Genomic DNA, 24,626 nt, shown 5'->3' on the forward strand with positions numbered 1-24,626 from the left:
CGGCCTGCCCTCCACCTATCCGCCGTCAATGGCTTTCGCCGCGGGCGCGACTGGCCGCCTGATCCTCACAGTGCTGACGACGCTGCTGACCATCCTGCAAATGCCGGAGGGGCAAGGCGGATCTTGGTCGGGCTGATCGCGCTGTTCGTGACGGCGGCTTTAAGGATTGTGGAGGAAAGGTAGGGGGTGGAGGCGGGACGTGGCTGCTTTTGGACCGGAAGCGGCCCGACCGGTTCTGGTAGGAACGCGCGAGAATGCAGACATTCAATCCGGTGGGTCGGAAGTCTCGAACTGACCCGAACCGGTCATTCAAAACCCGGTCCTAGACAGGCCGTCTCCCCTGGTGGATCATGCGTGGGTAGGCAAGCCAGGGGCGCCGCCATGGACGTCGGAGGTTGGCTGCGGAGGCTTGGCCTCGAACAGTATGAGGCCTCCTTCCGCGAGAATAAAATTGACGACACGGTCCTGCCGAGGTTGACGGCCGAGGACTTGAAGGATCTTGGCGTCGGATTTGTCGGACATCGTCGTAAGCTGCTCGACGCCATCGCAGCCTTACGCGCTCAAGCAAGCGCACCAACACCGCTGTTGTCCGATGCGCCTCTGGCAATCGACAACGCCGCGAAGGACACCGCAGAGCGCCGCCAGGTCACCGTGATGTTCTCGGACCTTGTCGGCTCGACAGCACTCTCCGCGCGAATGGACCCTGAAGATTTGCGTGAGGTGATTGCAGCCTATCAGACGTGCGTTGCCGAGGCCGTGCGTCGCTTTGGCGGGTTTGTGGCTAAATACATGGGCGACGGCGTGCTGGTGTATTTTGGCTATCCGAAGGCGCATGAGGACGACGCAGAGCGAGCCGTGCGCGCGGGGCTGGCGGTCGTTGATTCGATCGCAAGGCTCGCGACCCCGGCACAAGCGGCGCTTGCGGTACGTGTCGGCATCGCAACGGGGCTGGTGGTGGTGGGCGATCTCATCGGCGAAGGAGCGGCGCAGGAGGAAGCGGTGGTCGGCGAGTCGCCGAACCTGGCGGCGCGGTTGCAAGCATTGGCGGCGCCTGGCCAGATCGTGATCCCGCTCGCGACGCGCCGACTGCTCGGCGGGCTGTTCGACCTCGCCGACCTGGGCCTGCACGACCTGAAAGGGTTCGACGCCCCGATCCGCGCATGGCGCGTGCTTCGCGAGAGTGCCGCCGTGACTCGGTTCGAAGCGCGCGCGACGAGCGGCCTCGCCCCCACAGTTGGGCGCGAGCACGAGTTTGCTCTGCTCGCGGAGCTCTGGAGCAAGGCCGCGTCCGGCGAGGGGCAGGTGGTCCTGCTCTCCGGCGAGCCCGGCATCGGCAAGTCGCACCTGATTCAGGCGCTCCGCGAGCGCCTGCGGGACCGGCCGCACATCCGCATCCGCTGCCAGTGCTCGCCGTTCCACGCAAATAGCGCCCTTCGCCCGTCGATTGTCCAGCTCACCCGCGCGGCTGGCCTCCATCCAGACGATTCGCCGAGCGTAAAACTCGACAAGCTGGAGCGTCTCTTGGCACGGTCCACAGACAAGGTCCGTGACGTCGCCCCTTTGTTGTCGGCGCTCCTTTCGCTCCCGGCAGGCAGCCGCTACGCACCCCTGAACCTCAGCCCTCGGCGCCAGAAGGAGCTGACCCTCGAGGCTCTGGCCCGGCAGCTTATTGGCTTAGCGGCCCGCCAGCCCGTGCTGATGGTTTTCGAGGATATCCACTGGATTGATCCAACTTCGCTAGAGCTTCTCGACCGATTGGTCCAGCAGATCCCCCGCCTTGCAGTATTGGCGATCTTCAGTTTCCGCCCTGAGTTCGAGCCGCGGTGGATCGGCCACCCGCGGGTCACCTCGCTCACGCTGAACCGCTTGAGTCGCCGGCAGGGCGCGGCCCTGGTGGAGCGGTTGACCGGGGGCAAGGCGCTGCCGCGCGGGTTGCTCGAACAGATGGTGGCCAGGACAGACGGCGTGCCCCTGTTCCTCGAGGAGGTGACCAAGGCCGTAATTGAATCTGACGTGCTGACCGATGAAGGCGACCGCTACGCACTCTCGGGCCCGCTGCCACCGTTGGCGATCCCTGCAACCCTGCAGGATTCTCTGCTGGCGCGGCTCGATCGGCTAATGACGCCAGCGCGGGAGGTCGCGCAGATTGGCGCCGCCATCGGCCGCGAATTCTCCTATGAGCTGCTGGCGGCGGTCGCGCAGCGCGAGGAACGGGAATTGCAGGGCGCCCTCGACCAACTCATCAGCGCCGAACTCGTGATCGCTCGCGGTCGGCCGCCACACGCGACGTGCATCTTCAAGCACGCATTGGTGGGAGATGCCGCTTATGCCACCTTGCTGCGCAGTCGCCGCCAGCAGCTGCACACCCGGATCGCCCACGCGCTCGAGCAGCATTTCGGCGAGGTCGTCGAACACGAGCCCGAGATCGTGGCTCAGCACTATACGGCTGCCGGCCTCTTTCTTCAGGCCATCAGCTATTGGCAGCGCGCGGGAGAGAGCGCCAACGACCGTTCGGCCAACGATGAGGCCCAGAGCCATCTGCAGAAAGCGCTGAACTTAATCGAAACGCTCCCTGCGGGCCCGGAGCGCCAGCGGCGCGAGCTCGCAGCACTAACGGTGCTGGGCCGCGTGCTCACCGCCAAGAATGGCTACGCAAATGCCGAGGTCGAGCGGGTATATTCTCGCGCGCGCCGCCTTTGCGAGGTGATGCCAGAAGATGCGGATGTCTTCCCGGTTCTGCTCGGCCTGGCCATCTACTCGGCCACGCGCGCCGAACTCAGGTCGGCGCACGAGCTGAGCGGACGGCTTCTCGACCTTGCCCTGCACAGCAACGATCCCGTGTGGGTGGTCGAAGCCCATTATGCTCGGGGGATCAGCTTTTCTTGGCGCGGCGACTTCAGGGAGGCACGGAAACATTTGGAGCTGGCCTCCGAGGCGTATCGCCCACAGCAACATCGAGCTCATCTCGCGCTCTACGGCCAGGATCCCGGGCCGATTTGCCTATGTCGCGGGTCAGCGGTGCTTTGGCACCTCGGCTACCCCGACCAGGCGCTGACCCGGATGGAAGACGCCCTCGTCTTGGCCGAGCGACTCGCGCACCCCTTCAGCCGCGCTTACGTGCTGATATGGGCAGCGTGGCTTCGACTATTCCGACGCGAGGTGGCCGAAGCCGAGGAGCGGATCGACCGTGCGCTCACGTTCGCGACCGAGCAGGCCTATCCCTTCTGGGCTGCCATGGCCGCCCAGCAGAAGGGATGGCTCTTGGCGAAGCAGGGCCAGAAGGAGCGAGCAATCGCCCAAATTGAGGATAGCCTGGCCCGAATGCAGGCCGTCGGAACGCAAGTGACGCAGGCGTATACGATGGGATTCCTCGGGGAGCTGCTCGGGAGTGTCAATCGCGCGTCGGACGGCGTGCGCCTGATCGATCGGGCTCTCGACCAGGTGAACCGGACCCGCGAGCAGTGGTGCGATGCCGAATTGCTGCGGCTCCGAGGTGCCGTATGGGCTGCCGCGGAACCAAGCGATTGCCACGAGGCTGAAATCTCGTTCCGCCAAGCGATCGAACGGTCTCGTGAGCAAGGTGCCAAATCCTGGGAGCTCCGCGCCGCCACATCGCTTGCGCGCCTTTTGGCCGAACAGGGCAAGCGCGCCGAGGCGCACGACCTGCTCGCGCCGACCTACGGCTGGTTCACCGAGGGTTTCGACACGCCCGATTTGAAAGAAGCTAAGACCTTGCTCGACAAGCTGGGGGCATGATGATGCACATGCTAGCCATGCAATGTCACACCGCCAGACGCCCCTGCTCCGCCTCCTCGGCATTGGGATCGCCCGGTGCGGTCGCCCAGGCGAGTTCGACCAGCGTCACGGTGCGCCGGCCTGTCCCGTCGAGCTGGCAAACGATGAGCCCCTGCTCCTCGATATAGGCCAGCAGGCGCCGGGCGCGGCGCAGCGAGTGGGAGCCATAGGCGCGGGCGATCGCGGCGTCGCTCGGGCATGGCCAGCCCTCCTTCGCCGCGCGGGCGATCATCATGAACACGCCTTGCATGTCGTCGGGTAGCAGCGAGGCGCGCACCGAGACATCCTGCCAGGCATCATCGCCTGCCGCCATGTCGGAGCCGAGCCCGGCGCGGGCGCGCGTCAGCATGCGGCGGAACTCCGGCAGATCCGGCACGACCGAAGCGAGGCCCTCGATGCGGCAACGCACCACGAACTCCTGATAGAGCACGCCGATGACACGGAAGCCCGCGTCAGGTTGGGCGAGAATGGCGCGCAGCACACGGTCGACGCGCTCGCGGCGCTCGGCCAGATCCTCGGCGCTGATTTGCGGCTCCACCGGTTCGGGGCGGATTTCCAGCGCCGCCGACTTCGCCGCCATCAGCTGGTCGAGCAGGTCCGGCGACGCCGTCCGGCGCGGCGCGCGCGCCGTCTCGGGCGGCGGCGCCGCCAGGATGATGGCGCGGGCGTCCTCGAGCGCTGATTCCGGCAGCGGCATCAGCCGCGGCGTGCCGTTGCGTGGACTTGTATCGGTCGGGCCGATGCGCAGGCCGAGCGGACGGCGCGACAGCGCCGGGCCGAGCGCCATGAACTGGCCGCGCTCCAGGTCGCGAAACGCCTCCGCCTGCCGCCGTTCCATGCCCAAAAGGTCGGCGGCGCGCGCCATGTCGATATCGAGGAAGGTGCGGCCCATGAGGAAATTGGACGCCTCGGCGGCGACGTTCTTGGCGAGCTTGGCCAGCCGCTGGGTGGCGATGATGCCGGCAAGCCCGCGCTTGCGGCCACGGCACATCAAATTGGTCATGGCGCCGAGCGAGAGTTTTCGCGCCTCGTCGGAAACCTCGCCGGCCACCGCCGGCGCGAACAGCTGCGCCTCGTCCACCACCACCAGCATCGGGTACCAGTGGTCGCGGGCAACCTCGAACAGCCCGCCGAGGAAGGCGGCGGCGCGCCGCATCTGGTTCTCGGCGTCGAGCCCTTCCAAATTGAGCACGGTGGAGACGCGGTGGATGCGCGCCCGCTCGCCGGCGCTCTGCAGGCCGCGTTCGGTATGCTCCTCGGCATCGATCACCAGGTGGCCGAAACGGTCACCCAGCGAGACGAAGTCGCCTTCGGGGTCGATGATGGTCTGCTGCACCCAGGGGGAACTCTGCTCCAGCAGGCGCCGCAGCAGATGCGACTTGCCGGAGCCCGAATTGCCCTGCACCAGCAAGCGGGTCGCCAGCAGCTCCTCGAGGTCCAGCGTCGCCGGGGCGCCTGCGGTCGTGTGTCCCATCTCGATCGCAACGGTCATGGTCGACTCAGGCGCTCCTTCGCAGACGGACTTATCAACCGGATCACAGCCCGTCGAGCACCGATGGCCGGCCGCTGCGCGTTGCGCACAGCTGTGGGAGCGTCTCCGGACAGGCGAACCCTGTGGATAGTAACCAGTCGTTCACCATGTGCCGGCGTTCCGATTGAAGACGTCCTGCATACGCGTAGCCTGACCTTGCATCGCGTCCCCAACGTGGTGCGTCCCAACCGCCCCCCTTGGCGACCGACGTTTTCAAGTTCCCTCTCTAAGTATATGTCGGTCGCCAACTTCGGCTCACCCCGCCGGGTTCTGACATCGTCAGGACTCGCCCGCTGGCGCAAACTTTGGGTTGACCGCCCCTGACGGCAAGGCGACACTTCCCGGACGCTAAAGCGCGTCGCATTGAAACGGATTCAGGCGACGCGCTTTAGATCTTTGTTTTATGCATGTCGTTGCCCCAAAACCGGGGCCACTTTTGAGCAACATGCATTAGAGTTGCGAGGAGGAATTGCGATGGACGAGCCCGAACGGTGGCGCCACATGTCGACGGCGCCGAGGGATGGCAGCCGCATCCTTGTCACGGTTCGCCCGTCCGAACAGGGGCCGGCGGAAGTCGACCTCGCCTATTGGTCGCGCGCCGACCAGTTCGCCAGCGAAGGCTGGCGCGCGTCGGACTCCTCGCCTGGGCGCGTCGTCGAATACGCCGAACCGGAACTGAAATGCTGGATGCCGCTGCCGACAGCCAATCTCAGCCGCGCCTCCATGCCGGCGCCCTGGGAAGGCGAGGACGCCCAGCAGCTGGACGGCTCGGGGATTTGAGGGTGGGTTTCCCTTCTCCCCTTGGGGGAGAAGGGGGCTTGTCCGCTCAGAACAAAAACGCAGCCGTGGCGGGGTTCGGGCCGGTGCGGCCGGCGGACGAATCCATACCGCTGATCGTCTGCAGGTCCTGCGCGTCCAGCTCGAAATCGAAGACATCGAAATTGGCGGCGATGCGATCCCTGCGGATCGACTTTGGAATGACGATCAGCCCTTCCTGAAGGTGCCAGCGGATGATCGTCTGCGCCGCGGACTTGCCATGCTTCCTGGCGATACCCCCGATGGTCGGGTCGCTCAGCAGCCGGCCGCTACCCAGCGGGCTCCAGCTTTCGATGCGGATGTCGCGCCTGGCATGAAAGTCCCTGATGCCGCGCTGCTGGAACTGGGGATGCAGCTCGATCTGGTTGACGACGGGCGTCACGCCGGTCTCTGCGATGATCCGCTCCAGATGATCCTGGTTGAAATTCGAAACGCCGATCGACTTGATCCGGCCGGCCTGCCTGAGCTCGACCAGCGTCTTCCACGCCTCGACATATCTGTCCTTGCCGGGCACAGGCCAGTGGATCAGGAACAGGTCGATCTGTTCGATGCCGAGCTTCTCCATCGTCTCGTCGAAGGCCTTGAGGGCCGCGTCGCGCTGGTGTGCGCCGTTGCGCAGCTTGGAGGTGATGAACAGCTCGCCTCGCGGCACGCCGGCGGCGCGGATCGCCTCTCCGACGCCTTCCTCGTTCCGATAGCCCTCGGCAGTGTCGATCAGACGGTAGCCGGCCTCGATCCCCCAGCCCACCACATCAGCGGTGATGTCCTGATCGACCTGCCACACGCCAAGGCCGAGCTGGGGAATGGCGGCGCCGTCGTTCAATGGTAGCTGTTCATGCATGTCGGATCCTTTGCAAAGCTGGTCCAGGCGGTCCGCCCGGTGCACGCCCTATCTAGGTTCGACAGGCGGCAACGGCCAGTCGCGACCGGACAAATTGCGTGGGGATTTCGGACCGCCTCGCTGTCAATGGTTCGAGGCAGCGGCCTTACCGGGGACGCCGCACCGCCCGCACCACCCCGGCGGATACGCTGCCGCAGAAGAGGCGGTCGCCGCCATCGGATTCCAGCCCCGAGACGCCCATGCCGGCCGGCATGTCGAGCTTCTCCAGAACCTTCCCGGTCTGCGGGTCGACGCGGCGCAGGTCGCTCTGCTCGCCTTCCCAGGTGGCGTGCCACAGCTCGCCGTCGACCCACGTCACCCCGGTGACGAAGCGGTTGGATTCGATGGTGCGCAGGATTGCCCCGGTCTCGGGGTCGATCTGGTGTATCCTGCGCTCGCGGTACTGCCCCACCCAGAGCGTCCCTTCGGCCCAGGTCAGCCCTGAGTCGCGGCCGCCGCCGGGCGCCGGAATGGTCGCCAGAACCTGACCGGTATCCGGGTCGATCTTCTGGATGCGGTCATTGGCGAGTTGAAAGAAATGCTGGCCGTCATAGGCGGTGCCGGCGTGCGCGGCGACATCGATCGAGCGCAGCGCCTGCCCGTTTTCCGGATCGAAGGCGTTCAGCTTCTCGCCCGAGGCAAACCAGACATTCTGCCCGTCGAAGCTCACCCCGTGCACGGTGTTCACACCCGCAAAGGGTCCGTATTCGCGCAGGATTTCGGCCGCTGAATGTTTCATGTCCTATCCTCACCAAGATGATCCGGCATACCTTCCTAGCCGTTCGGCAGCGGTGCCGGGAGTAACAAGGTGGTCGTGAATCCCGCCACCGGCGGCGTCATCCAGCGGCGCGCCCGGCCGTGCCCGAACGACTGCACCTTGCCGGCCTCGCCGAGCTGCTCCAGCGCCCGCTGCACGCTGCGCTGGCCGGTGCCAAGCGCCAGCGCCAACGCCGAGCTCGCCCAGGATTCCCCATCGGCAAGGAAGGCCAGCACCGCCGCGTGCCGCTCCTCGATCGGCCGCGCCAGCACCACCACCTCGCGCGCGTGCCGCGGCGCCAGCGCGAAGCCTTGGCTCGTCGCGCCGATGTCGGCCAGCGTCCGCAGTTCGGCGCGCAACCGGCCGATCTCGACCCGCAGCCTGGCGCGGTGCGATTCATCGGCGTGCCTGCCGCCAAAAGCCCGTGCGATAAGCGTCGCCCGCGACACATCGCCAGGCCACGCTTCGGCGAGCGTACGCGCCAGCGCAAACAGCACCGGTCGCGTTGCCAGCGAGACCATGATTTCCTGCTGGCGCACGAGATTGCGCAAGGCATCGACGACCAACGCCGGCGACGCCTGCAGCGCCTCGACCTCCTCGAGCCGCAAGGGGCGCTGCTGGCCCTGCGCGATCAGCCGCGCCGCCGGCGCGTCCAACGCCAGGAAGGCATTGTCGACCTCGGCCATCAGCCCCGGAATGCCCGACCGGCGGGCGGCGTGGCGGGCCCACTCCAACGCCGTGCGCGCGGCTCTCGTCTTGAGGCGCCGCATCGCGATGCCGGCGACGGCCAGTTCGTGCGCCGCTCTCGAGGCCGGCGGAAGCGGCGCCGGGTCGAGCCCGGCCAGCACCTCCTCGGCCTCGTCGAGGCGCCCGATCAGCAGCAGGCGCCGCACCTTGAGATGGCCGGCATGCGCCGCGTTCAGCCGGTCGCCATGCTTTTCCAGCGTCGCCCGTGCCGCATCAAGCGCCTTGGCCGGCCAGCCGAGGTCACGCGAGACCAGCGCGATCTCGGCCTCGGCGACAACACATCTGGCGCGCGCCACCGCCTCTTTCGGGCCGAAGGCGCGCGCGGCCCGCCGCAGCAGCGCCTTGGCGCGGTCGAGGTCGCCGAGTTGCGCCATCGCGATGCCGCGCAGCGCCAGCGCCGGCGCGTCGTCGCGCAAGGCGACACGGTCCAGCGCGCCGAGCGGATCGCCCGCCGCCAGCGCCAACCCTGCCGCCGTGATCAGCGAGTCCATTCAAATCCCGTCACACTTGTAACTCCCACTCCCTGCGCTGCACTCCCTAACTTAAGTCACCAACGCCGACCCGCAAGCCGTATCGCCCAGCAAGCAGAAACGGCAACGAGCGGAACGCCAAGGGAGAACAGCGATGACAGGGATCTAGCCATCTGGCTGGCTGAAGGCGACGAGGCCGCCGTTGACGCCCATGTCGGCATTCGCTAGCCTGAGCATCTCAGTTATCAATATTAAGCATCTTAAAATGAACAACTGACAATGCCTGACTTCGAAGACCTGCCTCTCGTCGCGACGAACGACACGGTCGAGCGCGCCGGGCGCCACCCCTGCTGCGGAGGGCCTGCCCAATCAAATCCCGTCACACTTGTAACTCCCGCCGCAGCACGTCACCGCCCTATTCTACCGCACGATCCGCAGCCAACCACACGCCGCCACGGCGCGGCGACAGACTGACAAAGGAGACGACCAATGACCAAGCACACCGCAATGAAGACCCCGCCAGTCGTTTCGCAGCAGGCCTGGGAGGCCGCGCGCGAAGAGCTGCTGGTGAAGGAGAAGGCGACGCTGCGCGCCAAGGACGCATTGGCCGCCGAGCGCCGGCGGATGCCATGGATGGAAGTGGACAAGGCCTATGTGTTCGAAGGGCCGAATGGCAAGGCGAGCCTGCTCGATCTGTTCGAAGGCCGCCGCCAGCTGATCGTTTACCGCGCCTTCTTCGAACCGGGGGTTCATGGCTGGCCCGATCACGCCTGCCGCGGCTGTTCGCTCGGCGCCGACCAGGTCGGCCACCTCGCCCATCTCAACGCCCGCAACACCACGCTTGCCTACGCCTCGCGCGCACCGCAGGCCGACATCGCGCGGCTGAAGAAGCGGATGGGCTGGGAGATGCCCTGGTACACCATCACAGACAGCTTCGACAAAGATTTCGGCGTCGACGAATGGCACGGCCACAACGTGTTCATCCATGACGGCGATCGCATCTTCCGCACCTATTTCATCAACAGCCGCGGCGACGAGGCGATGGGCACTGTCTGGAGCTACCTCGACGCGACGCCGCTCGGCCGCCAGGAGATCTGGGAGGACTCGCCCGAAGGCTATCCGCAGACGCCGCTCTACAGCTGGTGGAACTGGCACGACAATTACGAGGCCGCGCCCGACCAGAAATGGGCCGAAGTGTCGGCTGCCGGCGAGGCGGCGTTCCGGGACAAGGCCTAGAAGCAAGAACCTGTTGGGAAGGGTCGCGCACGCTATCCCACTCCGGCCGCTTCGCGGCCACCTCTCCCCGGCCTTTGGCGGGGGAGAGGAACCCAAGTCCTGGTCTCGGTTCCGCCATGACCATCAAGGAAAAGACCATGAGCGATATCCATTCTGGCACCGGCAGTGAGACTCCTGAAAACATGGTCTCTCTTGGCATCGCCGACTGGCTGTGTCTCGCCGCGGCGCCGACCTTTGCATTGATGGCACTGTTCACCTGCATTCAGGGCGAGTCCTCCGCGCTGTGCATGGGCGCCAGCGCCTCGCCCCTCACCGGCATGCCGGCGATGTATCTGATGATGAGCGCCGTCCACCTGGCGCCCTGGCTGAGGGTGATGTCCGGCCGGCGGGCCCGCCAACAATGAGGCTGGTCAGGCTGAGAGCGCCGGGAGGCCTGGACAATCTCGAACTGGTCGAGGAAGACCATCCCCAGCCAAAGCCGGGTGAGGTGCTGGTCAGGATCCGCGCCTGCTCGCTGAACATGCGTGACGATTTCGCGGTGCAGGGCAAGGTCCCGTTCGCAGATGGCCGCGTTCCGCTGTCCGACGGCGCGGGCGAAGTGATTGCGCTCGGCAACGATGTCGATGCGTTCAAGGCCGGAGACAGCGTCGTCAGCACCTTCTACCCCTGGTGGCTGGGTGGTGAGATGACGCCGGCCACCCAGCGCGACATACCGGGAGAAAGTTTTGACGGCTTCGCCAGCGAGTATGTCTGCATGCCGGCGCACGCCTTCACCAAGGCCCCGGTGGGCTATACGCATGTCGAGGCGGCAACGCTCACCTGTACGGGCGTCACCGCCTGGCGCGGCCTGGTTGTGTGCGGCAAGGTCAAGCCCGGCGACACGGTGCTGGTGCTCGGCACGGGCAGCGTATCGCTGTTTGCGCTGCAATTCGCCAAAGCCGCCGGCGCCCGGGTCATCGCCACGTCTTCCGTCGACCGGAAGCTGGAAAAGCTGCGAAGCCTCGGGGCCGACGCCGTCATCAACTACAAGGCCGTGCCGGACTGGGGCCGCAAGGCCAGGGATTTGACCGACGGACGCGGCGTCGATCACGTGATCGAGGTCGGCGGACCCGCCACGCTGGCGCAGTCTCTAGCCGCATGCCGGACGGGCGGCCACATCGCCCTGATCGGCGTCCTCACCGGTTTCGCGGCGGAAGTGTCGATCCCTGCCCTGTTTTCCAACCAGATCCGCATCAGCGGCATCTCGATTGGCAGCAGGGCGGACCAGGAAGACATGATCCGGGCGATAGAGGTCAACCGCCTGAAGCCGGTCATCGACCGCCGTTTCCCGCTTGAGGACATTGCCGCCGCCTTCACGCACTACGAAGCGCAAAAGCATTCGGCAAGGTCTGCCTCGAACTTTGAGCGCCCCGGACGCGCCCTGCCCGCGACCAACGCGTCGATCATCCATCAGCAACCGCTAATTGACAGTCCGAAGGAAACGGCGCTGACTGGCTGCACAGGTGGATCGCAGCATCAGGCGGGCGATGTCGACCGCTGGCGTCACCTGGGGAGGATGCCATGCCGACAATCATTGGCCATCACAACATCACGAAAGACAGCAAGCACTGGCTCAGTTCGCCCAAGCGCAAGGAGCTTTTCGGCTCCCTTGGGATCACCAACATCCGCACTTTCGTCGATCCGCAGAACCCGAAACAAGTGGCTCTGATGATGGACGTTCCGGACATGGACGCCCTGGCGGCGATGATGCAGAGCCAGGCAGCCGCCGACGCGATGGCCTTCGATGGCGTGGTGCCGGAGTCGCTGGTGATCCTGGTCGAAGCGAAAGGCTAGTCGCTTGGCCCGCCGGTTTCCGTTTGACGGTCAGCCTAGGGTATTGGAATTCAGGTCAGGCCGAGCCGAAAACGGTGGGTTCCGAGGACCGGAGCGGAGCGTACTTTTGGGTACGTGAGCACCGGAAGCGCAGGAAGCTACCGTTTGCAGGCCGGCATCACCTGAATATCAATACACCCTAATGCAGGTGCCTGAGCTTGTCGGGGTTGCGCATCACATAGATGGCCGCGATCTTTCCGTCCTCGATGTCGAGTGCGGTCGTCTGCAGCTCGCCATCGGCTTCCAGCGTGACGAAGCCGGGCAATCCGTTGACGAAACCAACGCGGACAAGTGTCGAGCCGTGCTTCCGAAGCCAGGCCGCAACACGCTCATATTGCTGCATGACGGCATCGAACCCCAGCACCACTTCCGCGGCTGCCGGACGCTTTCCGCCGCCATCAGCATGGGCGCTGACATCGGCCGTCAGCATGGCGCCAAGCGCCTTCATGTCGCCGCTGCGCGAGGCGGCGAAAAAAGCCTCGGCCAGCTCGAGGCCGCGTTGCTTTTCCACCTTGAAACGCGGTCTCGCCTGGCGGACATGGGTGCGCGCGCGGGCGGCGAGCTGGCGGCAGGCAGCGGGTTCGCGCTGGATGGCGGCGGCGACCTCCTCGAACCCCAGCCCGAACACATCGTGCAGCAGAAACGCCGCCCGCTCGAGCGGAGAAAGACGTTCCAGCACCAGCATCATCGGCAGAGTGACGTCTTCCACTTCGTCCTCTTCCACGACTGGATCGGGAAGCCAGGGACCGACATAGGTCTCACGCTGGCGGCGCGCGGATTTGAGCTGGTCGAGACAAAGCCGCGTGACGGTGCGGCGCAGGAATGCCGCGGGCTCACGCACCGCGCTGCGGTCGGCCCGCATCCAGCGGATGAAGGCCTCCTGCACGACATCCTCGGCATCCGCCACGGAGCCAAGCATGCGGTAGGCGACGCGCATCAGCGTCGGACGCAGCGGGTCGAAACCCGCCGCCGCATGCTCGGACCCTGCGTTCGACATTAGGCCGCCGCCGCCTTGGCCGCGGACCTTATCGCCGCCGGATCGGCCCAGCCACCGAACCCGACCGCGAGGCGGTTGTAGCCATTGATGACATTTGATCATCAGGGTCAGCTTGACCTGCTCCTCCGGCGTGAACTCGGCCTCCAGGGCGTCATAGGCGCTTTCGTGCGTATGGCCTTCGCAAATCCGCGTCAGCGCCTCGGTCCAGCCGAGCGCGGCGCGCTCGCGATCGGTATAGCAAGGCGCCTCGCGCCACGCCGACAAAAGGTAGATGCGCTGCTCGATTTCGCCGTCCTCGCGCGCAAACACCGTATGCATGTTGAGGCAATTGGCGCAGCCGTTGATCTGCGATGCACGGATCTTCACAAGCTCGGCCAGGCTGGGCTCGAGGCTCGAGGAAATGGCAAAGGCCGCGCGTTGCCATTCCTTCATCAGCGAAGGGGCGGCGGCGAAGAGATCGAGTTTTGCGGTCATGATTGGCTTCCTTCTGTTGGTGCCGACATCATGACGAGGCAGGATCCGCTGGTGTGACATGCACGCCGGGTTTTTATGTATGTCGTCAGCCGGCGCAAGCGGTCGCGCCAACCCCTTGTGTCGGGCGCGGATGACCCCGCTTGCCTAGGTCGCGATATCATTGACCGCCGGCAATGGCTTGGGGAGGTCAACCTCCCCAAGCCCGGTGCGCAGCTCGATCTCGATGTCGCGGCAGATTTGTGAGATCGGAACATCGTTGGCATTGCCCTCGAACGGGTTGGCGCTACTCTCGCCGACCTGGTCGAGAGACATGTACGCCCAGCCCAGGAGCGTGCTGAACGGGATCGTGAGCCAGATCGCGATCGGGCCGAGCGCGCCGCCCAGTTTGCCCATGTCGGCAAAGACCGGAACGACCCCGAATGGCAACAGCGTGCAAAAGATCATGACGAACATGGAGCTGACGATGGCGTATTGCCGCGGATATGGATTGTTCTTGATGCGATCGCAGCGCGCCTGCTGATCATGGAAGTCGCGGATCAGCTTCGTGAGTTCGACATAGACCTGCGGAGGGATTCTGGCGTCCTTGAACAACGTATTGACCTGGACCGATTGCATTTCAAGCAGGGTTATCGCCGGATGCGGCGATTTCAGGACGTCGTCGGCCTGTTCGGCCAACAGCGGTCGCAGTTCGTCGGCAATCGAGCTCGCATACTCCTGGATACGGTAACGCCGCCGGAATTCGACATTGGCCGCCCGCCCCATGGATTCCCATGGCATCGGCCGCCGCAGCGCAAACCGCAGTGCCGTCAACCAGGCGAGATGGCGGTAGATGAGTTGCCTTGCTGTCGGCACGTCATTGAAGTCCCTGCAGAGATTGGACCACATCCGGCTGCTGGCTGTAATTTGCGCAAAGGCTTGCAGCGCTTCACTGCTGCGGGTGAATACCTGCGAATTCTTGAACCCGGCAACGAGTGACACGGTGGTGCCCAGCACGAGCACCACCGACCATGGCACCGAGAACCCGGTGATGCCCGGAAGACGGTAGGCCGCCACGGCCAGTGCGCTCACCACCACCATGTAGATGACACTGCGCCGCGACCAGAGTGCGAAATCCGTCACCTTGTAGGAACGGCCTACATACATCGGATGCCCCCGAAAGCGTGGACGACAAGCAAATCAAGTCATCACGCCTAGCATACCGTTTGCTCATCATGAATGGCCGTTCCTGGCATAAAACCGACTGTTGTGGGTCGATTCCCAGTCGCCCCAAGCTCGTCTTGGCATCGCCGAATCTTAACCCCACCAGCGACACAAGCCAGCGCGAGCCGTCGGCTGTGTCGGGCTCCGGGTAGATTGTCCGCTCTCACCTCAAAAACCAGCCTGGGGCGCAGGATCTTCGCGCGCCCCAGGCCATTTCGCCTACCTCAATTGCACTTCGGCTTGGCACCGTTGCAGGCGTCGACCAGTTCGGCCGGCGGATCCTTGTGGAAGACGGTCTTGAAGGATTCCAGCACGTTGGACTGCACCACCGGCAAGGATTGGACACCGACCCAGGCGGGCGTGGGCTCACCGATAAGCGCCTTCATCATGGCAAGCGCCTCGGCGACACCCTGGTCATAGGGACGCTGCGAACCCGTCGCCTTGAGTGGCCCGCCCTTGGCGATCTCGATTGCCGACTGCAGTCCGAGATCGACCGTGGTGATCGGGATGTCGATGCCTTGCGCGCGCATCGACGACAGCGTGTCGAGCGCCGGCTGGTCCCACACCGCAAACAGGCCCTTCACGTCGGGATTGCCGGTGAGGAAATCGCCGGAGATCTGCGACACCTTCGAGGGGTCGGTGAAGTCGACCTGCTTCAAGACGATGTCGGGCCGGTTCTTCTTCATCCACTCGCTGACACCCTTGGTGCGCTCGTTGGTGCTGAAATAGTCGACACCGAAATTCACCAGTCCGATGGTACCGCCCTTCGGCATGCAGGAGGCAAGGATCTGCGCCGCAATCTGGCCGTTGCCCTGGCTGTCGGCCGAGATCATCGAGGCAAAATCCTTTGGGGATTCGAGGCCAACCGGGATGCTGTCCATGAAAACCAGCTTGATGCCGGCCTCGCCCACCTTCTTGTAGGTCGGCGCCGTCGCGGTGAAATCGACGGGGATGGAAATGATGCCGTCGGGATGCTGCTGGATGGTATTTTCGATATCGGCGATCTGCTTGTCGACCTGATATTCGGCCGACGCCACGCCGGTGACGGTCACGCCATATTTGGCCAGCGTTTCGCTGATGCCTTGCACTTGCAGTTGCGACCAGTCGAGGTTCACCGTCTGCATGGAAATGCCGACCTTGAACTTGCCGGCCTTGACCTTGGCGGCTTCGTCGTCGCTCAATTTCAGCTCGTCGGGCGAGGCTGCCTTTTCACCATGCGGACCCTGACCGACAATGCCCTTGGGGCCGAGCGTGGCCATGTCGACGCCGGTAACGCAGGTGTCCGGCGTTTGTGCCAGGCTTATGGTCGTCGACAGCGCGAACGCGCTGGCGGCGATGCTCAATGTTAGGAAAAGCGAGTGGATTCGTGCCGAGTGCTTCATGACTTTCCTCCGTTGATCGTTGACGTTTGTGTTGCCGTTTGGAGCCGGCAATTTTCTGCTGATATCCGCGGATGCGCGCCTTACCTCCTCGTGAACGCGACCGCGGCGACGATGATTGCTCCCTTGATGACGAGTTGCAGCGACGAGCTGACGCCAAGCAGCACCAGCCCGTTGTTGAGCGTGCCGATGATCAGGCTGCCGAGCAGCGTGCCCAGCACGAAGCCGCGGCCGCCGAACAGGCTGCAGCCGCCGAGGATCACCGAGGCGATGACGTCGAGCTCCATGCCTTGCACGACATCGGGCCGCGCCGCGTGCGAACGCGCCGACAGGATCAGCGATGCCAGCCCGGCGAGCGTCCCGGTCAGCACGAAGGCCAGCGTGGTGACTTGCTTGATGTGGACGCCGGAATAGAGTGCCGCGGTCGGGTTGCCGCCCGCCGCATAAACCCGCCGCCCATAGACGCTGTAGTGCAAGAGCAGGATGCCGGCGATGGTGACGCCAAGCGTCCACAGGATCGGCGCCGGGATGCCCAGCACCGAGCCTTCGCCGAAGATGGCGAAATAATGCTCGTTGGTGATGATGACCGGCTTGGTGTTGGTGACCATCAGCGCCAGGCCGCGCGCACCGCTCAACGTGCCCAGCGTGACCAGGAAGGACGGGATTTCGAGACGGGTGGTCAGCACGCCGTTGATCAGCCCGATCACGGCCCCTGTGCCCAATCCCGCCAGCGCGCCGACGACCCAGTTGTTGGCGACGAAGGCCATGGCCAGCGACGCGCTCATGCCTGAAAGCGCCAGCGTCGAGGCGACGGACAGGTCTATCTGGCGCGATATGATGACGAACGTCATGCCGACGGCAATGATCGAGACCAGCGTCGTCTGACGGCCGATGTTGAGAAAATTGTCGATCGACAGGAACCAGGGCGACGCCAGGCTGAAGACGATCAGCATGACGGCGAAGGCGACGTAGAGCATGTAGGGGCGCTCGCCCTGAAGCAGATGCTGCAGCGCCGAGCGGCCGCCCGGCTGGTTGGCGGCAAGTGCCCGCTTCGCCACTGGTTCATTTGCCGGGCTTTGGGTGTCGGTCATGCCGCGTGCTCTTCCGATGGCTGCGAAAGTTGGATGAGGTGATGGAGATCCTCGGCGCTGCCGAATTCCTGTCTCGCAATCGTCTTGGTGATGTGGCCATCGACGACGATCGAGATGCGGTCACAGAGCTGAAGCAGTTCGGAAAGATCCGAAGACACTAGCAGCACACCGCTTCCAGCCACTGCCGCGGCACGAATGACGCCGTAAATCTCCTCGCGCGCGCCGACATCGACACCAACCGTCGGCTCGTCGAGCAACAGCACGCGCGGCCGTGGCTCGTTCCATTTGCCGAACACGACCTTCTGCTGGTTGCCGCCGGACAGGTTCTTCACCGTCGTCGATGCGCCTGGCGCCTTGACGGCCAGCCGGTGCATCGCGGCATTGGCGTGCTCGCTCGCCGAGCGGCGCTGCAGCCAGCCGAGGCGGGAGAAATACGGCAACCGGGGCAGTGTCAGATTGCGCTCGATCGAATGTTCGAGAACCAGGCCCTGGACGTGCCGGTCCTCCGGCACCAGCGCGATGCCTTTTCGTATTGCCGCGGCCGGATCGGCTCCATCAAGCGAGACGCCGTCCAGGCTGGCGTCGCCCGACTGGACGGGCCGCAGGCCGAAGATCGTCTGCAGGATTTCGGTGCGTCCGCTGCCGATCAGGCCGGCAAGGCCGTGGATTTCGCCGCTGCGCAGCTCGAGATTGGTCCGGTCCAGCCGGTCATTGCTGACGCCCCTCAATTCGAGCACGGGCTTTTCAAGTGAACCGGGGGAAACCGATGACGGCACGCTTTGCCCGGCAGCCGTGCTGTCCGCCTTCAGAACAGCGTGATCCGGCCCAACGATCGCGCCGACCAATTGCCTCATATTGGTCTGCGGCGTGACAAAGGTTCCGGCGTTCTGCCCGTCGCGGAAAACGGTCACCCGGTTCGAAATCCGGAAGACCTCATTGAGGCGATGCGTGACGTAGATCACCCCGACACCCCGCACAGCGACCGCACGGATCGCCTCGAACAGGATCTTCTCTTCATCGTCGGTCAGCGCCGAAGTCGGCTCGTCGAGGATGAGCAGACGAACGTCGCCCATCAGCGCCTTGGCGATCTCGGTCATCTGACGATAGGCAAAGGGCAGTGACCCGACCATGGCGCGGGCATCGAGCGGGATGTTCTGTGACTTGAGGAAGGCTTCGGCCTGCGCCACCAGCTGGCGTTTTTTCAGGAAGCCGAAGCGGGTCTTCGGCTCTCGCCCCAGCATCAGATTGTCGGCAACCGAGAGCGATTCGACAAGGCTCAGATCCTGGTAGACGACGGCCACGCCGGCATCACGCGACTGGGCGGGCGAAGCGAACGAGGCGGGCTTGCCGCCGATCTCGATCGAGCCGCCATCATGCACATGCACGCCGCTCAGGATCTTGATGAGCGTCGATTTGCCGGCCCCGTTTTCACCGAGCAGGGCGTGCACTTCACCGGATTGGATTTCGAGACTGACGCCGCGCAGCGCGTTGACGCCGCCGAACCGCTTCCTGACGCCCTCGACGCGCAGCAAGGGCACCTCGGACGATGGCGAAATCGAACCCTGTTCGATCATGACGCCTGCATTTCCTTCCCTTGACGCGTCCCCTACCCGGAAAATCGAGATCGTCTTTTTGAGACTTCTCTTACTTTTTTTGTGACTTTTCCATCAGGTTGGCGAAATGTCAAATGAAGCTTGGCTGCCACGTAAGGGGTTTTGAGATTCAGGCCAGGCCGAGCCGAAAACGCTGGTTTTCGAGAACCGGAGCGGAGCGTACTTTAGGGTACGTGAGCACCGGAAGCGCAGGAAACCATCGTTTGCAGGCCGGCATCGCCTGAATATCAACACGCCTTAGAATGAATCCGGGCCGGCCTCGCCATGTTCGGTGATGACGGCGTCAAAACCGTCCATGGCTGAGAAGAAGGCGCGCTTGAGCTTGCCGATCTTGCTGCTGTCGACGACGAGGTAGTTTTTCGCGCGCCAGGCCCATCACCTTCTGCTTCACCACGGCCTCGTGAAAATGCTCGCAGGTGGCGCCGCGTTTGGCATCGACGCCGGCCGCCGACAGGAAGGCGGCGTTGATGCCGACGCTCTTCAAAATGTCGAAATCATGCGTGCCCGAGAAAGACGCCGAAGCGGGATGATAGACACCACCCAGCATGATGATCGTTACATTGGCTTTGCGGGTCAGGCGCTCCGCGACATTCATGGCGTAACATATTGCCGTTATTCGATAATCATCGGGAATGAGGTCGATCATATGGATCAGCGTCGTGCCGCAGTCGATGAAGATCGTTTCGTCGGGAAGAATTTTCCGCACAGCGTGAAGGCAGGCTTCGCGCTTCGCCGCCGCATGGCTGTCGGCCGCGGTCGCCAGTTCGTAAGGAGCGTCGGTATCGATCTCGGCCGCCGCCAATATGTGTCCGCCGAGAAAGGCGATCTGCCCCTGGTTGGTGGCGATATCGCGCCGCACCGTCATCTCCGAGACACCGAGAAGCGTTGCCGCTTCGCTCAGATGGATAACCCGCCGTTCCGATAGCAGATGGATCAGCCGGGCCGTCCTTTGCGCTTTGCGAGCAGTCATGCGTTGGGCCTATCGGTCGCCTGAAATGTGAGGAATTTAACAACCGCTCTCACTCAGTTGCAAGGGCGGTGTGCGTATCTGCCCTGCCATGACCAGTGGAGATGCCCGCCGACAAGGCTTTCGCCTGCCCCGGGACCGATCGCGGAAGAATTCAGGCCTGGGCGGATTTCCCCGCCCCGAACCGCAACCCGTCCATCAGCAGCGACACCAGCCGGCGCGAGCGGTCGCGCCATTCCGGAGTGTCGGGCGCCGAGTAGATGCCGGACAGCGCGTGCAGCACATCGGAAGCGTCGACGTCGCCACGGATGGTGCCGTCGGCCACCGCCGCCTCGACCAGTTGCCGCAAGGCCTGAGACACCCGGCCAGACGTGTCGGAAAACAGCGTCGAATTGGTGGTGAGCAGGATGCGCAGGCTGGTCGCCAGGCCGCGCTTGGTGGCGATATAGTCGACGAAGCGCTGCATCCACTGCTCCAGCGCGACATCGGACGGGTGCTTTCCGGCGAGTTCGCCGGCCGCCGCGCACAACCCCTCCGCCTCGCGCCGGTAGACCACCTCGACCAGATGCTCGCGCGTCGGGAAATGCCGGTAGAGCGTACCGATGCCGACGCCGGCGCGGCGCGCGATCTCTTCCAGCGAGGCGTCGATGCCACGCTCGGCAAAGACGGCGGCCGCCACCTCGACCAGCCGGTCGCGGTTGCGCTGCGCGTCGGCGCGCAGCGGCTTGGTCTCTGCGACCTCTTCAGCGATGGCGGACGGCTCGGCGGCCAATTTTTTTCTCCACGTTGTGTCAGGGGCTTGAACCCGGCCGGGTCAACCCCCACGTAATAAACGGAGGCGCCTCCGATTTAGTGGAGTGCCTTCATCATATAAGAAGGGGAACCGGTATGTCACGTCTTTCGAACCGCCTCGCCATCTTCTGACGCCCTTGCCCTCACCTGCCCCGGCACCAAATCATCCCCATCCGCGTCAAGCAACTGGAGCCAGACGCCCATGACCAAAACGACAATTCCCGTCCATCTCGACATCAACGGCCATCGCCACGCCCTGCAACTCGAGCCGCGTGTCACCCTGCTCGACGCCTTGCGCGACCGGCTCGGCCTGACCGGCACCAAGAAAGGCTGCGACCACGGCCAGTGCGGCGCCTGCACCGTGCATGTCGACGGTGAGCGCGTGCTCGCCTGCCTGACGCTGGCCGCGCAAGTCGAGGGCCGCACCGTCACCACCATAGAGGGGCTTGCACGGGAGGGCGAACTGCATCCCGTGCAGGCTGCCTTCCTCGAGCAGGATGCCTTCCAGTGCGGCTATTGCACGCCCGGCCAGATCATGTCGGCGGTCGCCTGCATCCGCGAGGGCCATGCCGGCTCCGACGACGAAATCCGCGAATACATGGCCGGCAATCTCTGCCGCTGCGGCGCCTATCCGCACATCGTCGCCGCTGTCCGCCAGGCAGCCTTGGAGGTCGCATCATGAGGGATTTTTCGTACCTGCGCGCCACGTCGGTGGATGCGGCACGCCAGGCAGCCGCCCTGCCCGGCGCCATGCTGCTCGCCGGCGGCACCACACTGATCGATCTCGCCAAATGCGGCGTCGCCGAGCCCGACAGCCTGGTCGACATCACCCATCTCAAGGGCCTGGCCACGATCGACGTGAGCGAGCGCGGCGCCACGATCGGTGCACTGGCCAAGATGGGCCACGTCGCCGACCACGCCGACATCAAGAGCCGCTTTCCCGCTGTCTCCGAGGCGCTGTGGCAGGCGGCTTCGGCGCAGATCCGCAACATGGCGACCATCGGCGGCAATCTGATGCAGCGCACGCGCTGCCCCTATTTCCGCGATCCCTCGAACTTCCCTGCCTGCAACAAGCGCGAACCCGGCAGCGGCTGTTCGGTGCTCGGCGGCGTCACAAAAGGACACGCCGTGCTCGGCACCAGCGAAGCCTGCATCGCCATGTATCCGGGTGACCTCGCCACCGCGCTGGTCGCTTTCGACGCGATCGTCCATCTCGGCGAGCGCCGGGTTCCGGTCGACGACTTCTTTCTCTTGCCCGGCACCACGCCCGACAGGGAACACGCGATCGAACCGGGCGAGATGATCACCGCGATCGAGATCCCCGTCTCCGCCGCCGCGCGGCGTTCGACCTATCTGAAGATCCGCGACCGGCAATCCTACGAGTTTGCCGCGGCAAGCGCCGCTGTCGGCATCGAATTCGAGGCCGACGGACGCACTATTCGCGACCTGCGCGTGGCGCTCGGCGGCGTCGCGACCAAACCGTGGCGGGCGCGGGCCGTGGAGGAGGCGCTGAAAGGCAAGGTGCTGGAGCCGGACGCCGTCCGCGCCGCCAGCCTGCTCGCCGTCGAAGGCGCCGTCGACCATGGCGCCAACCACTACAAGATCGAACTGGCGCCGCGCGTCGTCGCCCGCGCCATCCTTAAAATGGGAGAAACGGCATGACCGTTCACAACATCAGAGTTGGTGAATCGAAACGGGGTGACGCGTCCGATGGCGGCGCCGACGCTGTTGGCGGCCGGCTGTCGCGCGTCGACGGCCCGGCCAAGATCACCGGTGCCGCTAAGTATGCCGTCGAGCAGCAGCTCGAAGGGCTCGCCTACGCCGTGCTGGTCGAAAGCACGATTGCGTCAGGCAAGGTGCGCTCGATCGACACCACCGCCGCCGAGACAGCACCCGGCGTGCTCAAGGTGTTGACCCCGGACACCATCATCAGCCTGAGGACCGCCTCGGACTGGTTCGGCACGACGCCACCCGATGCGCCCTATTGCCCGCTGGCGCGCGACATCACCTTTTCGGGCCAGCATGTCGCCGCCGTGGTCGCCGAGACTTTCGAGCAGGCGGTTGCTGCGGCGGCACTGGTCAAGGTCAGCTATGAGGTGACCCCGGCCATCGTCGACCTCAGCGACGCCAAGGCCGGCGACGGCATCCCTATCGATGCCATGACCAAGGAATGGGGCGACGCGCAAGGCGCCTTCGCCTCGGCCCCGGTCCGGATCTGCGCCGCCTACAACACGCCGCGCGAATACCAGGCGCCGATGGAGCCGCATGGCCTCATCGCGCGCTGGGAAGACGACAAACTCACCGTGTGGGAGCCGAGCCAGTGGCTGGACGGCATGGCCCGCACCTATGCCGAATGGTTCGGCGTGCCATTCGAGAATGTGCGGCTGGTCTCGCCCTATATCGGTGGCGGCTTCGGTTCCAAGGCACTGGCGCTCAGCCATGGCGCGGTGGCGGCAAGTGCGGCAAAGATGCTCAGCCGGCCGGTGAGGCTGGTGATGACGCGGCCGCAGACCTTCACCGGCTATGGCGGGCGCGCGGCGACACGGCAGACCGTGACGATCGGCGCCGATGCGGACGGAAAGATCCAGTCGATCGTGCATCGCGGCATCAACGAAACGTCAATCGACGGTATGTGGGTCGAGCCGCTCGGATCGGTCACCTCGATCATGTACGCGACGCCGAATTTCTCCTCGAAGCAGAATGTCGTGCGGGTCAATTCGGTGGTGCCGGGCGCCATGCGCGCGCCGGGCGAAAACCCCTCGGCCTTCGGCATCGAAAGCGCCATCGACGAACTCGCCTACGAGGTTGGCATCGATCCGCTCGAGATCCGTCTGAGAAATTATGCCGAGCAGGATCCGCACGCCAAAAAAGCCTGGTCGACCAGGCAGTTGCGCGAGGCTTTTGCTGCAGGCGCCGAACGCTTCGGCTGGGCAAAGCGCACGCCCGCACCGCGCTCGATGCGCGACGGCAACCAGCTGATCGGCTGGGGTGTCGCCGCCGGCACCTATCCGGTGCGGCGCGCCTATGGCGAGGCGATCGTGCGCATCCTCGCCGATGGCTCGGTCGAGGTCGAAAGCTCGTCGATCGACATGGGCCAGGGCACCTACACGATCCTGGCGCAGACCGCCGCCGAGACGGTCGGGGTGCCGGCCAACAATGTCGTGGTCAAGCTGGGCGACTCCCGCTTCCCCCGCGCCGGCGTCGCCGGCGGGTCGCGGCTGGCCGGCGTGATGACCGGCGCCGTCTACAAGGCGGCGACCGCGGCGCTCGACCAGCTGGTCGGGCTGGCGATCAGCGATCCGCGCTCGCCGTTCCATGCGCTGCAGGCCAACACGCTGGTCGTCGCCAACGGCCGTATTTCATCGCCGCGCGGCGACGGTCCCGATCTCTCGGTCGCCGAACTGCTGGCGAGCGTCGGCCGCGACCACATCGAGGCCACCGGCGACACCATGCCGGCCAATTCGACGGCGCAGGATCGCTACAAGAACTACACCACCATCGCCATGGCGCTGCCGCACACCGAAGGCGACTATTCCCGCCACAGCTGGTGCGCGCATTTCATCGAGGTGCGCGTCGATGAGGATTTTGGCACGGTGCGCGTGTCCCGCGTGGTGTCGGCGCTGGATTCCGGTCGGCTCTACAACCCCAAACTCGCCGAGAGCCAGTGGAAGGGCGGCATCATCATGGGCATCGGCCAGGCGCTGCTCGAAGAAGGCATCATGGACCGCCGCCATGGCCGCATCGTCAACAACAACCTCGCCGACTATCTGGTGCCGACCAATGCCGACATTCCCGATATCGAGGTGATCTCGGTCGGCATCCCCGACCTGCACTCCTCGGTGCTCGGTGGCAAGGGCGTCGGCGAACTCGCCATTGTCGGCGTCGCACCGGCGATCGCCAACGCAGTCTTCCACGCCACGGGAAAACGGGTGCGCGACCTGCCGATCACGCTGGAGAAGCTGATTTAGGGGTGAAGTTGCCGATCTCCCCCTCGCGGGGGAGATCGCCG

18 protein-coding genes and 3 pseudogenes are annotated in these 24,626 nt (G+C 65.0%); 9 read left to right on the forward strand and 12 right to left on the reverse strand.

All coding sequences use genetic code 11. The features are described from left to right. The first annotated feature begins 381 nt into the window (after positions 1 to 381). Positions 382 to 3,756, forward strand: coding sequence for an AAA family ATPase (locus ACFSOZ_RS15060; protein WP_379099285.1), 3,375 nt, complete (start codon positions 382 to 384; stop codon positions 3,754 to 3,756). Positions 3,757 to 3,781: 25 nt separating this feature from the next. Here the strand turns inward: ACFSOZ_RS15060 and ACFSOZ_RS15065 are convergent, their stop codons facing one another. Further along, complete coding sequence (locus ACFSOZ_RS15065; protein WP_379099288.1) at positions 3,782 to 5,287, reverse strand: helicase HerA domain-containing protein; 1,506 nt, start codon at positions 5,285 to 5,287, stop codon at positions 3,782 to 3,784. A 513-nt stretch (positions 5,288 to 5,800) separates the two neighbouring features. Between ACFSOZ_RS15065 and ACFSOZ_RS15070 the strand changes: the two genes are divergently transcribed. Continuing rightward, positions 5,801 to 6,106: a hypothetical protein gene (locus ACFSOZ_RS15070; RefSeq protein WP_056591812.1), complete on the forward strand. Its 306-nt coding sequence runs from the start codon at positions 5,801 to 5,803 to the stop codon at positions 6,104 to 6,106. A gap of 46 nt (positions 6,107 to 6,152) precedes the next feature. On the opposite strand, the gene ACFSOZ_RS15075 is transcribed toward ACFSOZ_RS15070, so the two are convergent. From ACFSOZ_RS15075 to ACFSOZ_RS15085, 3 genes are all read right to left on the reverse strand, one after another. After that, on the reverse strand, positions 6,153 to 6,983 hold the full coding sequence (locus ACFSOZ_RS15075) for an aldo/keto reductase (protein ID WP_379099291.1): 831 nt from the start codon (positions 6,981 to 6,983) through the stop codon (positions 6,153 to 6,155). Between the two features lie 145 nt (positions 6,984 to 7,128). Beyond that, a complete protein-coding gene (locus ACFSOZ_RS15080) occupies positions 7,129 to 7,761 on the reverse strand; it encodes a Vgb family protein (protein ID WP_379099293.1) in 633 nt (210 codons plus the stop codon). 35 nt (positions 7,762 to 7,796) lie between these two features. After that, positions 7,797 to 9,017 carry a helix-turn-helix domain-containing protein gene (locus tag ACFSOZ_RS15085; protein WP_379099296.1) on the reverse strand — a complete coding sequence of 407 codons (1,221 nt, stop codon included), beginning with the start codon at positions 9,015 to 9,017 and terminating at the stop codon, positions 7,797 to 7,799. Between the two features lie 468 nt (positions 9,018 to 9,485). On the opposite strand from ACFSOZ_RS15085, the gene ACFSOZ_RS15090 reads away from it, so the two are divergent. From ACFSOZ_RS15090 to ACFSOZ_RS15105, 4 genes and pseudogenes are all read left to right on the forward strand, one after another. Then, positions 9,486 to 10,232, forward strand: coding sequence for a DUF899 domain-containing protein (locus ACFSOZ_RS15090; protein ID WP_379099299.1), 747 nt, complete (start codon positions 9,486 to 9,488; stop codon positions 10,230 to 10,232). Between the two features lie 137 nt (positions 10,233 to 10,369). Further along, complete coding sequence (locus ACFSOZ_RS15095; RefSeq protein WP_379099790.1) at positions 10,370 to 10,636, forward strand: hypothetical protein; 267 nt, start codon at positions 10,370 to 10,372, stop codon at positions 10,634 to 10,636. A gap of 116 nt (positions 10,637 to 10,752) precedes the next feature. Beyond that, a pseudogene (locus ACFSOZ_RS15100) lies at positions 10,753 to 11,550 on the forward strand (zinc-dependent alcohol dehydrogenase family protein); the annotation flags it as partial. 242 nt (positions 11,551 to 11,792) lie between these two features. Beyond that, positions 11,793 to 12,065 carry a hypothetical protein gene (locus tag ACFSOZ_RS15105; RefSeq protein WP_379099301.1) on the forward strand — a complete coding sequence of 91 codons (273 nt, stop codon included), beginning with the start codon at positions 11,793 to 11,795 and terminating at the stop codon, positions 12,063 to 12,065. A 178-nt stretch (positions 12,066 to 12,243) separates the two neighbouring features. Here ACFSOZ_RS15105 and ACFSOZ_RS15110 read toward each other — a convergent pair whose 3' ends face one another. From ACFSOZ_RS15110 to ACFSOZ_RS15145, 8 genes and pseudogenes are all read right to left on the reverse strand, one after another. Continuing rightward, positions 12,244 to 13,101: a sigma-70 family RNA polymerase sigma factor gene (locus ACFSOZ_RS15110; protein ID WP_379099303.1), complete on the reverse strand. Its 858-nt coding sequence runs from the start codon at positions 13,099 to 13,101 to the stop codon at positions 12,244 to 12,246. Continuing rightward, a pseudogene (locus ACFSOZ_RS15115) lies at positions 13,101 to 13,575 on the reverse strand (carboxymuconolactone decarboxylase family protein). The gene ACFSOZ_RS15110 and the pseudogene ACFSOZ_RS15115 overlap by 1 nt, the downstream one beginning before the upstream one ends. A gap of 144 nt (positions 13,576 to 13,719) precedes the next feature. Next, positions 13,720 to 14,694, reverse strand: coding sequence for a bestrophin family protein (locus ACFSOZ_RS15120; protein WP_379099306.1), 975 nt, complete (start codon positions 14,692 to 14,694; stop codon positions 13,720 to 13,722). A gap of 305 nt (positions 14,695 to 14,999) precedes the next feature. Further along, on the reverse strand, positions 15,000 to 16,157 hold the full coding sequence (locus ACFSOZ_RS15125; protein ID WP_379099309.1) for a substrate-binding domain-containing protein: 1,158 nt from the start codon (positions 16,155 to 16,157) through the stop codon (positions 15,000 to 15,002). A gap of 80 nt (positions 16,158 to 16,237) precedes the next feature. Continuing rightward, positions 16,238 to 17,245, reverse strand: a complete 1,008-nt coding sequence (locus tag ACFSOZ_RS15130; RefSeq protein WP_379099312.1) for an ABC transporter permease — start codon at positions 17,243 to 17,245, stop codon at positions 16,238 to 16,240. Then, positions 17,242 to 18,819 (reverse strand): sugar ABC transporter ATP-binding protein, encoded by a 1,578-nt coding sequence (locus ACFSOZ_RS15135; protein WP_379099315.1) that lies wholly within the window; start codon positions 18,817 to 18,819, stop codon positions 17,242 to 17,244. Before ACFSOZ_RS15135 ends, ACFSOZ_RS15130 begins: the two co-directional genes overlap by 4 nt. A gap of 276 nt (positions 18,820 to 19,095) precedes the next feature. Continuing rightward, a pseudogene (locus ACFSOZ_RS15140) lies at positions 19,096 to 19,828 on the reverse strand (DeoR family transcriptional regulator). A 151-nt stretch (positions 19,829 to 19,979) separates the two neighbouring features. Next, positions 19,980 to 20,597, reverse strand: coding sequence for a TetR/AcrR family transcriptional regulator (locus ACFSOZ_RS15145; RefSeq protein WP_379099317.1), 618 nt, complete (start codon positions 20,595 to 20,597; stop codon positions 19,980 to 19,982). Positions 20,598 to 20,819: 222 nt separating this feature from the next. Here ACFSOZ_RS15145 and ACFSOZ_RS15150 point away from each other — a divergent pair, with 222 nt between their 5' ends. The 3 genes from ACFSOZ_RS15150 to ACFSOZ_RS15160 are packed head-to-tail and all read left to right on the forward strand — an operon-like array spanning position 20,820 to position 24,585. Further along, on the forward strand, positions 20,820 to 21,299 hold the full coding sequence (locus ACFSOZ_RS15150) for a (2Fe-2S)-binding protein (RefSeq protein ID WP_379099320.1): 480 nt from the start codon (positions 20,820 to 20,822) through the stop codon (positions 21,297 to 21,299). Continuing rightward, a complete protein-coding gene (locus ACFSOZ_RS15155) occupies positions 21,296 to 22,279 on the forward strand; it encodes an FAD binding domain-containing protein (RefSeq protein ID WP_379099323.1) in 984 nt (327 codons plus the stop codon). Before ACFSOZ_RS15150 ends, ACFSOZ_RS15155 begins: the two co-directional genes overlap by 4 nt. Next, positions 22,276 to 24,585 (forward strand): xanthine dehydrogenase family protein molybdopterin-binding subunit, encoded by a 2,310-nt coding sequence (locus ACFSOZ_RS15160; RefSeq protein ID WP_379099325.1) that lies wholly within the window; start codon positions 22,276 to 22,278, stop codon positions 24,583 to 24,585. The genes ACFSOZ_RS15155 and ACFSOZ_RS15160 overlap by 4 nt, the downstream gene beginning before the upstream one ends. The last annotated feature ends 41 nt before the right edge of the window (positions 24,586 to 24,626 follow it).

This window comes from Mesorhizobium newzealandense, from assembly GCF_042682145.1.
Taxonomy (GTDB): Bacteria; Pseudomonadota; Alphaproteobacteria; order Rhizobiales; family Rhizobiaceae; genus Mesorhizobium; species Mesorhizobium newzealandense.